16 protein-coding genes and 1 tRNA gene are annotated in these 13,544 nt (G+C 63.9%); 11 read left to right on the forward strand and 6 right to left on the reverse strand.

Features of this window, described 5'->3' with window-relative positions; translation table 11 throughout:
* The first annotated feature begins 623 nt into the window (after nt 1-623).
* Nucleotides 624-1,880 carry a tyrosine-type recombinase/integrase gene (locus I6F20_RS25150; RefSeq protein WP_225128275.1) on the forward strand — a complete coding sequence of 419 codons (1,257 nt, stop codon included), beginning with the start codon at nt 624-626 and terminating at the stop codon, nt 1,878-1,880.
* On the opposite strand, the gene I6F20_RS25155 is transcribed toward I6F20_RS25150, so the two are convergent.
* The 4 genes from I6F20_RS25155 to I6F20_RS25170 all read right to left on the reverse strand — a co-directional run bounded on the left by I6F20_RS25155 (nt 1,877) and on the right by I6F20_RS25170 (nt 3,753).
* Nucleotides 1,877-2,449, reverse strand: a complete 573-nt coding sequence (locus I6F20_RS25155) for a hypothetical protein (RefSeq protein ID WP_225128276.1) — start codon at nt 2,447-2,449, stop codon at nt 1,877-1,879. The two genes, I6F20_RS25150 and I6F20_RS25155, sit on opposite strands and share 4 nt — an antisense overlap.
* 11 nt (nt 2,450-2,460) lie before the next feature.
* A complete protein-coding gene (locus tag I6F20_RS25160; RefSeq protein WP_225128277.1) occupies nt 2,461-3,045 on the reverse strand; it encodes a hypothetical protein in 585 nt (194 codons plus the stop codon).
* Nucleotides 3,042-3,533 carry a hypothetical protein gene (locus tag I6F20_RS25165; RefSeq protein WP_225128279.1) on the reverse strand — a complete coding sequence of 164 codons (492 nt, stop codon included), beginning with the start codon at nt 3,531-3,533 and terminating at the stop codon, nt 3,042-3,044. Before I6F20_RS25165 ends, I6F20_RS25160 begins: the two co-directional genes overlap by 4 nt.
* Nucleotides 3,534-3,676: 143 nt before the next feature.
* Nucleotides 3,677-3,753: transfer RNA gene (locus tag I6F20_RS25170), tRNA-Pro, on the reverse strand.
* Between the two features lie 50 nt (nt 3,754-3,803).
* Here I6F20_RS25170 and I6F20_RS25175 point away from each other — a divergent pair.
* The 6 genes from I6F20_RS25175 to I6F20_RS25200 all read left to right on the forward strand — a co-directional run bounded on the left by I6F20_RS25175 (nt 3,804) and on the right by I6F20_RS25200 (nt 9,722).
* Nucleotides 3,804-4,811, forward strand: a complete 1,008-nt coding sequence (locus tag I6F20_RS25175; RefSeq protein ID WP_225128282.1) for an L-threonylcarbamoyladenylate synthase — start codon at nt 3,804-3,806, stop codon at nt 4,809-4,811.
* A gap of 16 nt (nt 4,812-4,827) precedes the next feature.
* Entirely contained in the window at nt 4,828-6,255 is a 1,428-nt protein-coding gene (locus I6F20_RS25180; RefSeq protein WP_225128284.1) for an FAD-binding oxidoreductase, read from the forward strand.
* Nucleotides 6,252-6,698, forward strand: a complete 447-nt coding sequence (locus tag I6F20_RS25185; RefSeq protein WP_225128287.1) for a GNAT family acetyltransferase — start codon at nt 6,252-6,254, stop codon at nt 6,696-6,698. The genes I6F20_RS25180 and I6F20_RS25185 overlap by 4 nt, the downstream gene beginning before the upstream one ends.
* Nucleotides 6,699-6,707: 9 nt before the next feature.
* On the forward strand, nt 6,708-7,289 hold the full coding sequence (locus I6F20_RS25190; RefSeq protein WP_036028286.1) for an NUDIX hydrolase: 582 nt from the start codon (nt 6,708-6,710) through the stop codon (nt 7,287-7,289).
* 274 nt (nt 7,290-7,563) lie between these two features.
* On the forward strand, nt 7,564-8,493 hold the full coding sequence (locus I6F20_RS25195) for a glycine/sarcosine/betaine reductase selenoprotein B family protein (protein WP_225128289.1): 930 nt from the start codon (nt 7,564-7,566) through the stop codon (nt 8,491-8,493).
* 35 nt (nt 8,494-8,528) lie between these two features.
* Nucleotides 8,529-9,722: a CaiB/BaiF CoA transferase family protein gene (locus I6F20_RS25200; protein ID WP_225128291.1), complete on the forward strand. Its 1,194-nt coding sequence runs from the start codon at nt 8,529-8,531 to the stop codon at nt 9,720-9,722.
* 23 nt (nt 9,723-9,745) lie between these two features.
* Here the strand turns inward: I6F20_RS25200 and I6F20_RS25205 are convergent, their stop codons facing one another.
* The gene (locus tag I6F20_RS25205; RefSeq protein WP_225128292.1) at nt 9,746-10,510 is read right to left on the reverse strand and encodes an SOS response-associated peptidase; all 765 of its coding nucleotides are present in this window, start codon (nt 10,508-10,510) and stop codon (nt 9,746-9,748) included.
* A 63-nt stretch (nt 10,511-10,573) separates the two neighbouring features.
* Between I6F20_RS25205 and I6F20_RS25210 the strand changes: the two genes are divergently transcribed.
* From I6F20_RS25210 to I6F20_RS25225, 4 genes are all read left to right on the forward strand, one after another.
* A complete protein-coding gene (locus I6F20_RS25210; RefSeq protein WP_074447530.1) occupies nt 10,574-11,086 on the forward strand; it encodes a hypothetical protein in 513 nt (170 codons plus the stop codon).
* Nucleotides 11,087-11,091: 5 nt separating this feature from the next.
* Entirely contained in the window at nt 11,092-11,526 is a 435-nt protein-coding gene (locus I6F20_RS25215) for an NUDIX hydrolase (protein ID WP_036003648.1), read from the forward strand.
* A gap of 45 nt (nt 11,527-11,571) precedes the next feature.
* A complete protein-coding gene (locus I6F20_RS25220) occupies nt 11,572-11,949 on the forward strand; it encodes a TIGR02301 family protein (RefSeq protein WP_036003646.1) in 378 nt (125 codons plus the stop codon).
* 266 nt (nt 11,950-12,215) lie between these two features.
* Nucleotides 12,216-12,482: a hypothetical protein gene (locus I6F20_RS25225; protein ID WP_036003643.1), complete on the forward strand. Its 267-nt coding sequence runs from the start codon at nt 12,216-12,218 to the stop codon at nt 12,480-12,482.
* A gap of 190 nt (nt 12,483-12,672) precedes the next feature.
* On the opposite strand, the gene I6F20_RS25230 is transcribed toward I6F20_RS25225, so the two are convergent.
* Nucleotides 12,673-13,542, reverse strand: a complete 870-nt coding sequence (locus tag I6F20_RS25230) for a sulfurtransferase (protein WP_225128294.1) — start codon at nt 13,540-13,542, stop codon at nt 12,673-12,675.
* Nucleotides 13,543-13,544: the final 2 nt, after the last annotated feature.

The following is a 13,544-nucleotide window of genomic DNA, read 5'->3' on the forward strand; positions in this document are numbered from 1 at the left end:
AACCACGGATTGGGATCTCGGTCGCCAAGGCTTCTGCGTGAGAGAGTGCTCCACGCCGCCGCGGAAACGAGCTAGCCGCTGCGGTAACGCGCAGCCATCCCGCCATCGGCGTACGGACAATGAACAGATTTCTCAAACCGGACGTCAAACCGAATGGTCCGTTCTGACGTGCACTGCTGTAAGTGCTTGATTTGCTTGGTGGGCGCACCAGGGCTCGAACCTGGGACCCGCTGATTAAGAGTCTCGAATTGTCCGTTTTGCACTCGGGAACCGCCAATTGCCGCATGTAATGAGAGGCGCGCTTCTCGAAGAGCAGATTTCGCATACACCTTGGACGGGTGGCCGATCCGAAGGGCCTCGCGCACTCACAAGTACCGCGTTCAAGATATGCCGAAGCGTAAGATCGATAGACTCGCTCGCGCCAAAGCCCGGCCCGATCCTGCACAGTGGGGGGAGGACGAAGTGATGACGCTGATCGAGGCCGTTACCGTATTTTTTCCGCACGGTCCATTGACCTTATCATCGTTGCGCAGGGCCGCAGCGACTGGGACTCTTGAAATTGCCAAAGTGGCAGGCAAAGATTTGACCACACCTCGCGCCATCCGCAAACTGGTCAAGCCGTCATGCCGGGCCGCAAAGCCAAGCCACCACGACTCTGGTTCCGAGACGACGATGAGACCTGGATCATCCTCGACCGCGGCCGGCAGATCCGCACAGGCTTCGGCCGCGACGACATTGATGGCGCTGCGAAGGCACTCGAAACCTACATCGGCGGGCGACATACAAGTACAATCGGCGCCACTGACCCGGGCGCCCTCGCCATAGCTGATGTTCTCACTGCTTACGAGATTGCAAAGCGCCCCAAGGATAAGAGCGACCAACGCGCGTGGGCACAACACGATCTGCTGCTCATTCGCTTGCTCGACCTCAACACCTTCTTTGGCGACAAGACGGTCAGCGAGCTCAAAGCCCAACTCTGTCGTGATTTCGTAGACTGGTCTACTGGCACGCCGAACGAGAACAACAGAAAGGCAGGCATCAAGCCCCGCAACAGCTCGGTCTCAGATCAGACCGCGCGACGCCGACTTGAGGATTTGCGGGCTGCGGTCAACGTCTATCACGCAGAACACACACTTAGCGTGGTCCCAAAGATCACCCTGCCTCCAAAGGCGGAGGGGCGTCACCGGTGGCTAACACGCAATGAAGCCGCTCGCTTACTCGCAGCAGCGATTGGTTACGTGTGGGACAATGAGCGAGAGACCTGGAAGCGTGGTGAAGATGGCAAGCTTTTGAGACGTGAGCGGTGGATCATCCGCCGTCGCTATCCGGCGGCGCGTTTCATGTTGGTCGGCATTTACAGCGCGCGCCGCGAAGAGACGATCCGCCGCACACAGTGGCTATCGACAACGACTCATCCTTGGATGAATCTGGACGCGATGGTGTACCAAGGCAAGGGAGCCTTGGAGCGGTCGACCAAGAAGCGACGCCCGCCCGCGAAGATCGCCAGCCGGCTGCGCCCTCACCTAGTCCGCTGGCGTAAGATCGACGAGAAGCGTTCCTCCGAACTCAGAGCAGCGGGCGTCATGAGGAACGGCGAGCAGATACGATTCATCGTCAACCGCATCCACGATGGCCAGCCGCTTGCCGGCAAGATCAGGTCGGCTTGGGAAGCAATTCTGGAGGATGCGGGACTGGGCGATGATGTGGTTCGCCACTCCTTGCGCCACACCGCCGCGACTTGGCTCATGCAAGCTGGCGTCGATATGTGGGAAGCCGCTGGCTGGCTTGGGATGACCGTGGAGCAGCTGGAAGCCAACTATGGCCATCACCATCCAGATTTCCAGGAAGAGGCGGCCGAAGCGTTTGGGGGACGACGCTAATTCCCCTTGCGGTTAGCAACGTCTGTCAGAAAATAGAGCGACCAAAATACAGTCACCGACAAGAACGATAAAAGCATAGACAGGATCAAGCTACCGATTGCCCAGACCGCTGTTCGAGCCAACGGAGCACTTGCTGTCCAGCTGATAACCGCGTCCCTCATCAAGCCAGCGCCCACGACAGCGAATAGCGTCACAAGGCCCAAGAAGCTCAGATAACCTAGCAGAAAGCAAAGGAATTGGCGCATAGTCAGGGCGTCATTGTCCAGCCAAAGCTCAGCTCCCATTGGCCTTCGATCAATGTTGTTACCTGGCGCGCCCATCGATACTGCCGCCAGCGCCCCCACCATAAACGGTACAGCCATGATCAATAGGTCTCTGGCAAACCGCAATAACCCAGCATCGCCGAACAGTGGGGCGCGTGGTTGGACGCCTACGTAAACGATCCATGCCACCAGTGCGACGGATAATGGAACGATCACGTCATACCGGCGCTTCTCTGGATGACGGATAGAAAGGTAGCGGATAGGAGCAAGCAGGCGCAGTCGCGAATGCGTCCCGCCCTGTTCCACGTCCAGATACTCTATCCGTGACCTTTCCATAGCGAGTCTTTGTCCAGCAAGGCTTCCATCTGCTTCACGACATCGCGGTTGACTGTCGTGTACCACTCTCTGGCTGCCTGGAGAGATATTACATCTTTTGTGCAGATCATCAGATCCGAAGCGCCGGCAAGTGCATCCGGCAACGACCCGGTGATCATCGCACCGTTTACGTGCCGGAATGACACCTTAATCTTGTACCCGCGCTGTGTGTAGTAGGTTCGCAGGGCGTTCATCCATTCGAAACGTGCTTTAGGGTCGTTTGGTCCCTGCTTGGCGGACACCTTCAATTGAACTTGGGCGTCAAATTCCTCATTGATCACATGGGTTTTACCGGCAATCGATTGTTTTTCTTTGCTCTTGGTAAAGATTAGATAGGAAATTTCAGCACCTGGACCAGTGGCAAACCCGACGTTCCGTCCAACATCGGCGTGGAGTTCCAGGCGGGGATTGAATCGGTAGGGCTTGAGCACATTTCCTCGTTTCGGATCTGGCACCGGTACGTCAAATGAGAGTTCGTCCTGCGTTGCCCATCGGCGAAGCTGCCGACACAGGAAATCCTCAATCATTTTCGGTTTATTGAGTGTGCAACTTCGATCACACATCGGTAGTCGCCGCTATCAACGGCCACGACCGGGGTGCGAACGACCACATGGGCTGACACGCACCCGCGTTCATTTTCGTGGCCGGAGATATCCCGTCCGTTCAAGTTTGCCGTGTCGACGACGGAGAATGTTGTCTTTTGCTGATCAACGTATTCCAGCAGAAGCTGATAGTATCGAAAACCGTCGCGTGTATGAGACTTGAGATCTCGGAGCCAGATGAAGTTCAATCCGGCGCACCGGATTTTCCGCTCATCGTCCGTCTCTTCGGACTCTCTCTCGGTCTCTGACTTTCCGAAAAACTCAATAGCCCACGCTGCTTTTCGTCGCTCCTCGAGAGCGTCGAACATGCTCTTGCCGGAGACGATCGGAACTTTGGCGTGGCTCGGAGCCTTTGAAATCGACCGAGCAACCAATCGATTTAAAAGAACAATCCTCTGAAATGGACTCGACACTCAGCCCTCCCTGCGGAAGCTGATATGTCACAACCCACGCTTGAGGAAGAGGTCGTGAGCGCGTTATCCCCGGAGGCAAGAGGCTTTTCATTGCGCATTTCATTGCGGAACGACGCCCCGGAAACTATAAGTAGTTGAAATCTTGGTCGGAGTGGCAGGATTCGAACCTGCGACCCCTGCGTCCCGAACGCAGTGCTCTACCGGGCTGAGCCACACTCCGACAAGAAGGCGGCTTATAGCGTCGGGCTTGACGCACTGCAAGCGGCCGAGATGAGGAATTTTATCCCTGTGAAGACGGGTGTCGAAACGCTGATATTGCCGGCCGGCGAAGCCGGCGCGGAAGCCGCCGCCCGGCGACTTGCGGCCGGCGGGCTGGTCGCGTTTCCGACCGAGACGGTCTACGGGCTCGGGGCGGATGCTGCCAATGCGGTCGCGATCGCCCATCTCTACGCCGCCAAGGGCCGGCCGGCGTTCAATCCGCTGATCGCGCATGTCGCGGACCTCAAGGCCGCGCGGCGGATCGGGCGGTTCGATGCGCGGGCGCTGGCGCTTGCGGAGGCGTTCTGGCCGGGGCCGCTGACGCTCGTGGTGCCGAAGGCCGAGGACTGCACGGTGGCGGATCTCGCCACCGCTGGCCTCGACACGGTGGCGATCCGCATCCCCGCCCATCCCGTCGCGCAGGCGATCCTGCGCGCCTTCGGCGGCGCCGTGGTGGCGCCCTCGGCCAACATCTCCGGCCACGTCTCGCCGACGCTGGCCGCGCATGTCGAGAGCGACCTTGCCGGGCGGATCGACCTGATCATCGACGGCGGGCCTGTTACGGTCGGCGTTGAATCCACGATTGTCGGCTGCTTCGACGCGCCGATGCTGCTTCGTCCCGGTGGGCTCTCGCGCGAGCGGATCGAGGCTGTGCTGGGCGCGCCGCTGGCGCGGCCGCCGGTGGAGGCTGGCAGCGACGACAGCCAGCCACTGGCCCCGGGCATGCTGGCCTCGCATTATGCGCCGCGCGCCCTTGTGCGGCTCAACGCACGTGAGGTCGCGCCGGGCGAAGCGCTGCTGGCGTTCGGCCCGGAGCGCCTGCCCGGTCTTGACGCCGCCTCGGCCGTCATGAATTTGTCGCCCACCGCCGATCTCGATGAAGCCGCGGCCAATCTGTTCGGCTATCTTCGCAGCCTCGATGCGAAAGCGCCGCGGGCGATTGCAGTGATGCCGATTCCCGAAGATGGTCTGGGCGAGGCGATCAACGACCGGCTGCGCCGCGCCGCGGTGGCGCGTTGAAGCAAGAGACGAGGACATGAACATCAACAAGCCTGCCACCCCGCCGCTTGCGCCCGAATTGATCGAGCAATTCCGCAAGATCGTCGGCGACCGCCACGCCATCACCGACCCGACCGATATCGAGCCTTACGTCGCCGAGGAGCGCAATCTGTTCCACGGCCGCTCGCCGCTGGTGCTGCGCCCGGGCTCGACGGCGGAGGTTTCCGCGATCTGCAAGCTCGCCTCCGCGCACAACATCGCGCTGGTGCCGCAGGGCGGCAACACCGGGCTCGTCGGCGGCCAGACGCCGCACAATGGCGAGGTGGTGGTGTCGCTGCGCCGGCTCGACAAGATCCGCGAGGTCGACACCGCGTCCAACACCATGACGGTGGAAGCCGGCGTGGTGCTGCAGATCGCGCAAGCCAAGGCCTCCGAGGTCGACCGGCTGTTTCCGCTGTCGCTCGGCGCGGAAGGCAGCTGCACCATCGGCGGCAACCTCTCGACCAATGCCGGCGGCACCGCGGCGCTCGCCTATGGCGTCGCGCGCGAGATGGCGCTGGGCCTCGAAGTGGTGCTCGCCGATGGGCGCGTGCTCAATTCGCTGTCGAAGCTGAAGAAGGACAACACCGGCTACAATCTGCACAACCTCTTCATCGGCGCCGAAGGCACGCTCGGCATCATCACCGCGGCGACGCTGAAACTGTTTCCGAAGCCGCGGGCGATCGAGACCGCCTTCGTCGGGCTGAAATCGCCGGCGGCGGCGCTGAAGCTGCTCACCATCGCGCAAGGCGAAGCCGCCAATGCGCTGACGAGCTTCGAGCTGCTGTCGGAGCTGGCGGTGGATTTCTCCGTCCGCCACGGCATCGACGTGCGCGATCCGCTCGCAGAGAAGCATTCCTGGTACGTGCTGATGGAATTGTCATCGCCGAGCGAGGATGCCCGCACGCCGCTGGAGACGATCCTCGGCCGTGCCATGGAGGAAGAGATCGTCGACGACGCCGTGGTCGCGGCGAGCCTCGCCCAGCGCGGCGCGTTCTGGAAGCTGCGCGACGAGATGTCGGCGGCGCAGAAGCCGGAAGGCGGCTCGATCAAGCACGACATCTCCGTCCCGGTTGCGGCCGTGCCCGAATTCATCGCGGAAGCCGATGCGGCCGTGGTGAAGCTGATCCCCGGCGCCCGGCCGGTGCCGTTCGGCCATCTCGGCGACGGCAATCTGCATTACAACGTCAGCCAGCCGATCGGCGCCGACACCGCCGATTTCCTCGCGCGCTGGCATGATGTGAACGCGGTGGTGTTCGAGATCGTGCTGCGCATGGGCGGCTCGATCTCGGCCGAGCACGGCATCGGCGTGCTCAAGCGCGACGAGCTCCCCGAGGTGAAGGACAAAACCGCGATCGAGCTGATGCGCTCCATCAAGACGATGCTCGATCCGCTCGGCATCATGAATCCGGGGAAGGTGCTGTGAGCGCTTCCCTTGCGATCGATGCGATCACCGATGCCGACGTCAAGGGCGTGGTCGCGCTGTGGCAGCGCTGCGGCCTGACGCGCCCCTGGAACGACCCGCATGCCGACATCGCACTAGCGCGGCGGCGCGACAATTCCACCGTGCTGGTCGGCCGCGACAATGGCGCGATCGTCGCCACCGTGATGGTCGGCCATGACGGCCATCGCGGCTGGGTCTATTACGTCGCCGTCGATCCCAGCTGTCAGAAGCGCGGCTATGGCCGCATCATCATGGCGGCGGCCGAGGACTGGCTGCGAAGCGCCGGGATTTCGAAGCTGCAGCTCCAGGTCCGTCGCGAGAACGCGCAGGCCAACGCGTTCTATGGCTCGCTCGGCTTCGAGCTATCGACATCCCTGATGTTCCAGAAGTGGCTCGACGGCCGTGCGACCACGCCAAGCAATTGAGATCGAGGCATGACCCTTTCCGACCGCGTCCGCATCAAGGACGTCCGCGTGCTCTCGGACGGTTGGACCACGCTGAAGACCACGACCTTCGAATACCGGCGCGCAAGTGGCGAGTGGCAGACCCAGCATCGCGAGACCTATGAGCGCGACAATGCCGCCGCCGTGCTGCCATATAATCTCGCGCGACGGACCGTGATCCTGGTGCGCCAGTTCCGCCTTCCGGCCTTCATCCGCGGTTACGACGACCTCTTGATCGAGGCCGCCGCCGGCGTGCTCGACAACGCCGAGCCCGAGGAGCGCATCCGCGCCGAGGCGGAGGAAGAGACCGGCTATCGCCTGCACCATGTCCACAAGGTGTTCGAGGCCTTCATGAGCCCCGGCGCCATCACCGAGAAGCTGCATTTCTTCGTCGCCGAATACGAGCCCGAGATGCGGGTGAGCGACGGCGGCGGCCTGGAGCACGAGGGCGAGGACATCGAGGTGCTGGAGCTCTCCATTGACGAAGCCCTCGCGATGATCGCCGACGGCCGCATCATCGACGCCAAGGCGATCATGCTGCTGCAGTATGTGGCGCTGCATGTGTTCAGGTGACCTTGCGGCTGTCCTTCCTTCTCCCCTTGTGGGAGAAGGTGGCGCGAAGCGCCGGATGAGGGGTTCTCTCCACTTGTGAGATCGTTCGTGAGGATGGATACCCCTCACCCGTCTCGCCGCTATGCGGCGATCCACCCTCTCCCACAAGGGGAGAGGGGAGGAGCGCAGCTCGCTCTATCAAGCCTGCAATTCTGTCCTGCGTCCCCCCGCTCCCCGTTGAGCAAGCCCAAAACTATCTCTAGTCTGGCCCCAACCAAGAACCAGGAGACGCGCCATGTCCGCTCCGCGCGACGATGAATTCGGCTTTGCGCCCGACTACGATTCCCCCGTCCCCTACATGCAGCGCACTCGGGATTATTACGCGGCGATCGGCTACACCACCCCGTACCGCTGGGCGCATTACAACGAGGCACCGTTCCAGCCGCTGAAGATGCCGTTGTCGCAATCGCGCGTCACCATCATCACCACCGCGGCGCCCTACGATCCGGCCAAGGGCGACCAGGGGCCGGGCGCGGCGTATAATGGCAGCGCGAAGTTTTATCAGGTCTATGACGGCGACACGTCGAAACAGCACGATCTGCGCATCTCGCACATCGGCTACGACCGCAAGCACACCTCGGCCACCGACAGCGGCACCTGGTTTCCGCTGCCGCAGCTGTTGAAGGCGAGCGCCGCCGGCCGCATCGGCGAAGTGAGCCAGCGCTTCTTCGGCGCGCCGACCAACCGCAGCCATCGCGTGACGCTCGACACCGACGCGCCGGAGATCCTGGCGCGCTGCCTCGCGGACAAGGTCGACGTCGCGGTGCTGGTGCCAAACTGCCCGGTCTGCCACCAGACCACGGCGCTGGTGGCGCGGCACCTGGAGCGCAACGGCATTGCCACCGTGGTCATGGGCTGCGCCAAGGACATCGTCGAGCACGCGGCCGTGCCGCGCTTCCTGTTCTCCGACTTCCCGCTCGGCAATTCCGCCGGCAAGCCGCACGACATCGCGTCGCAGGCCCAGACGCTCGAGCTGGCACTCCGACTGCTGGAGACCGCGAGCGGTCCCCAGACCACGATGCAATCGCCGCTGCGCTGGAACGAGGACGCCTCCTGGAAGCTCGACTACAACAACGTTGCGCAGCTCTCGCCTGAAGAGCTGGCGCGGCGCCGCGCCGAATTCGACAAGCAGAAGGAGATCGCGCGCGGCAACCGCGCCGCCTGACGTCCTCCAACAACAATAAGCCGAGGGAGAGCGAGGTGACGCGACCGTTCGAGGGCGTGAAGATCCTGGATTTTACGCAAGTGCTGGCCGGCCCCTATGCGAGCTACCAGCTCGCGCTGCTCGGCGCCGACGTCATCAAGATCGAGCGGCGCGAGGGCGAGGACATGCGCCGCACGCCGCTCAGCCGCGAATGGGCCGAGCGCGGGTTGGCGCCGGCGTTTCAGGCCGTCAACGGCAACAAGCGCAGCCTGACGCTCGATCTGCAGAAGCCGGAGGCGATCGCGATCGTGAAGAAGCTCGCAGGCCGCGTCGATGTGGTCATGGAGAATTTCCGCCCCGGCGTGATGGACAAGCTCGGCATCGGCTACGAGGCGCTGGCGGCGATCAACCCGAAGCTGATCTATTGCGCGGTCTCCGGCTTCGGCCAGACCGGCCCCGATCGTTTGCGGCCCGGCTATGACGGCAAGATGCAGGCGCTGTCGGGCATCATGGCGATCACCGGCCACCCCGAGACGGGGCCGACGCGCGCGGGATTCGCCGTGTGCGATGTGCTCTCGGGCGCCACCGCTGCCTTCGGCGTCTCGAGCGCGCTGTATCAACGCGACCGCACCGGCAAGGGGCAGTTGATCGACGTCTCCATGCTGGAGGCGACGCTGGCGTTTCTCTCGGGCCAGATCGCCGACTGGTCGGTCGCCGGACATCGACAGCAGCTATCGGGCAATCAGGCGGTGAGCCGCCGGACCACGGCGAATTTGTTCAAGTGCGGCGACGGCCATATCCTGCTCGCCGTCAACAACGAGAAGCAGTACCGCGCGCTGATGGCTGCGCTCGGCCGCGAGGATACGCTGTCAGATCCGCGCTTTGCCGACTGGTTCTCGCGCAACGAGAACGAGGGCGCGCTGCGCGCCATCATCGAGCAAGCGCTGGCGAAACGGCCGGCACGCGAATGGGAGACGATCTTGGAGGACGCCGGCGCGCCCTGCGCCAGCATCTGGAAGGTCGAGGAGGTCATCGACCATCCGCAAATCAAGGCGCGCGGCGCGATCCAAGAGCTGGACACGCAATACGGCCGCCTGCGCTTTGCCGGCAGCGGCTTCAAGCTGGCCCATGGCGGCGGCAGGCTGGATCGCATGGCGCCGGAGCTGGGCGCGGATACGGACGCGGTGCTGGGCGAGCTGGGATTCGATGCGGCGGAGATCGCGGGCTTGAGGGCGCGGGAGATTGTGTAGCGCGACACACGTTCCGCCGCGGCCTAGAACAACGACCCCTGCCCGTCATCCGCCGGACTAGCGGCAACCTTCCGCACCGCCTTCTTCGGCTTCGCCGCCTCGGCTTCCGCCTCGATCTCCTCCGCACTGATCGGCAGCACGAGCTGCTCGTCATCATTGGCGACGCGGTTGACGCGGGTGGAGACCGGGTGCCAGGCGAATTCGCCGGCGCGCGGGGGCCTCATCAAGGGCAGGATCGCGTCGATCTCGTCGCCCTTGCTGTCGAGCCAGCGCTCGAAGTCGTGCGGGCTGATGGTGACGGGCACGCGGTCATGCAGCGCGGCGAGATCCTCGCCCGCCGCGGCGGTGACGATCGCGACCGTGTCGAGTTCCTCGCCGTTCGGACCGACCCAGGTCTCGAACACAGCGGCAAAGCCGAGCGGCTCACCGTCGGCACGGTGGATGAAAAAGGGCTGCTTGCGGCCGGTTTGCGTCTTCCACTCGTAATAACCATCGGCCGGAATCAGGCCGCGCCGGCGGCGAATCGCGTTCTTGAACGCAGGCTTCTCCAGCACCGTCTCGGAACGGGCGTTGATCAGGAGCGTGAACCCGCGGGGGTCCTTGACCCAGCCGGGCAGAAGACCCCAGCGCATCAGGCGGAAATGGCGCGCGCCGTTCTCGAGCAGCACCACCGGAATCGGTTGCGTCGGGGCGACATTGTACCGGGGCGGGAAATTCGGCTGCTCGACATAGCCGAACAGTTGCCGCAAAGCCGCGGGGGCCGAAGTTATGACGAAGCGTCCACACATCCTTGGAGGCCTATATAGGGTCCGTTCAGGTCCTTTTAACCCCGAACGTTAACACTGCGGCAGATGAGCTCAACGGCCTCCCAACCCGCGCGGACGCATGTACAGACGGGCCCTGAGGCGACCGCCTGGGCCGAACGGCTGCGCGTGGCCAACATCAATCCGCGGACCGGGCTTGCCACCGACTATCTCAACCATTTCAATGAAGCCGTGATGCTGCTCGAAATGGTGCCGGATATGCCGGAATGCGCCGAAGACTTCCTGACCTGGACGCCGCTGTCCTATGCCGAGCATTTCACGGCGTCGAATTTCAAGGCGCGGGATTTGGCGATCGAAGCCTATGAGAAAGCCGATCCCAACGTGCGTGCCCAGTTCGACCACTTGACGGATACCATGACCTCGATCCTGACCGCGGTCGGCTCGGCCATGCGCGAGGTCGAGAAGGACACGACGCGGGTCCGCCTCGCCGAGCAGGCCACGCTTTGGGTCAAGCCCCTGATCGCAGCCTGCGGCGGCATCATCAATGGCGGGGCGGAAGCCGACGTCGACACCATCATGGCGACTCATCCGGATAGGTGACGCGATTGGCCGCAATCGTCCATCCTGCCCATCCCCAGCTTGCGGTCAGCGCGGCGATCTTCCGCGACGGCAAGGTGCTACTGGTCCGCCGCGCCCGCTCGCCGGCCAAGGGCTTCTATTCGCTGCCGGGTGGCCGGGTCGAGTTCGGCGAATCGCTGCATCAGGCCCTGAGCCGCGAGGTCGACGAGGAAACCGGCCTTTGCATCGAGATCATTGGCCTCGCCGGCTGGCGCGAGGTGCTGCCGGCCGCGGCCGGCGCCGGCCATTACCTGATCATGTCCTTTGCCGCGCGCTGGACGGCCCGGGAGCCGGCGCTGAACGACGAGCTCGACGATCACCGCTGGATCGCCCCTGGCGCCCTGGCAAGCCTCGGCGACCTCAAGCTGACCGGGGGGCTGGAGGAGGTCATCCTGTCCGCTCACCGGCTGCTTGGAGCCTGACCGCCCGCCTTGCGCCAGCCGTCCCGAGGGGGCATACAGCCGCCGATGTCGTCGCGATTTCTGGCCATTTTTGTCCTGATTCTCGCCTGCGCCTCCGTGCCTGCGAGGGCCCAGGACGTGGCGGCGCCGTTTGACGGCGAACTGCAGCGGCTGGCCGAGATCCTCGGCGGCCTGCACTATCTGCGCGGCATCTGCGGGGCCAACGAGGGTAACAAATGGCGCAACGAGATGCAGGCGCTGATCGATGCCGAGACCCCCTCCGGCGAGCGCCGCACCCGCATGATCGCCGGCTTCAACCGCGGCTATAACGGTTTTCAGCAGACCTATCGCAGCTGCACGCCGGCCGCGATGGTGGCGATCCGCCGCTACATCGAGGAAGGCTCGAAGATCTCGCGCGATCTCACGGCGCGCTACGCGAACTAGCTACCCCGTCATTCCGGGGCTCGCGCGCGAGAGCCCGGAAATCCATTCATCCACCGTCTCTGATGCCCGATGGATTCCAGGCTCGCGCGAGGCGCGCCCCGGAATGACGGCGCGGCCGACGCATGTGCGCGGATGGAACCCTGTCATCGACTTTGTTCACAGCCGTTAACCGTTCTTAAAGATGTGGCCTAGCGGTCGTTAACGCCCGTGCTACACCTCTCGCACAGCGCATCGCCGTGGATCGCGCCCCAGCCTGACCGAGTTGCATGAGCCAGCCGATTTCCTACGCCCCCGCCCGCGCGCCGCTGCCCGATCACGAGCAGAAACAGGCCGCACTGAGCTATCTCAACGAGGCCTGGGCCGAGGCGCGTCATGACGGCGTCGACGGCGACTGCCTGGCGCAGGCGAGCCTGTTCGCGGCCCTCGCCGAGCTCGTCGGCACCTATGGCGAGGACGCAGTGGCAAAGTTCGTCGAGGGCTTTCCCGGCCGCATTCGCAACGGCGAATTCTCGGTCGGCATCTGCAGGCAGTAAGCCGTCCTGAAGCAGTAAGCCGTCCTGAAAATGACCCCGCCACGCGGGCGGGGCCAGTTGACGGATGAATGACTCTGCGAAAGGCGTCGCGAAGTCTGCCGCTCTTATCGCACGGAAGCCGTTGCCGGCGGACAAGCATTAGTCTCGCGATGACCGGGAGATGTTCCCGACAGACCCGGGAACGCGCGCCTCAGTCCGTCTCGATCGGCAGCGCCGGATCCCTCGCCCATTCGCCCATCGAAGCGTCGTAGAGCGTCAGCTTGTCGTAGCCGAGCTGCGTCAGCAGCAGGAGGTCGATCGTCGCCGAGATGCCGCCGCCGCAATAAAGAATCACATTCTTGTCGCGTGTGACGCCCTGGGAGGCGAACTTCGCTTGCGCATCCGCAAGATCCGCCAGCGTCTTGTCGGCATTCACGAGTGTGGCTGCGGGAACGTTGACGCTGCCGGGAACGCGGCCCGGCCGGCCATAGCGGCTCGGCTCGAGGCCGCGGTGAAACTGCGGCCCGAGCGCGTTGACGATGATGGTTGCGGGATCGCCGATCTTCGCCAGCACGGCTTCCTTGTCGACGAAGCAGCCTGGGCGCGGCGCCGCCTTGAAGGCCGTCACCGGATAGCCTTTCGGTGCGCCCGTCTCGGTCGGCCGTCCCTCCTGCTGCCATTTGTCGAAGCCGCCGTCGAGCACGTGGGCATCGACGCCGAGCGCGCGCAACATCCACCAGAACCGCGTCGCCCACATTATCGTCCCTATGCTGTAGAGCACGATGGTCTTGCCCGCATCGAGGCCGTGGCGGCCGAAGGCGGCCTCCAGCTGGGCGAGATCGGGCATCATGAAGAAGTGTTGCGACGAGGCGTCGGAGAACTCGCCTTGCAGGTTCAGGAAATCGGCGCCGGGGATGTGGCCGGCCGCGAACGTCTTGTCGCCGGGCACCGCGCGATACGGCACGTCGCTGCCTTCCGGCGCGGGCTCAAGATAGGTCGTGCAGTCGTAGAGGCGAAGGTTGGGATCGCCGAGCATGGCGGCGAGCTGCTCGGTGGTGATGAGGGCGGCGGGTTGGGACATCA

The sequence above is a fragment of the Bradyrhizobium sp. IC3123 genome (genome assembly GCF_020193625.1).
Classification (GTDB): Bacteria; Pseudomonadota; Alphaproteobacteria; order Rhizobiales; family Xanthobacteraceae; genus Bradyrhizobium; species Bradyrhizobium yuanmingense.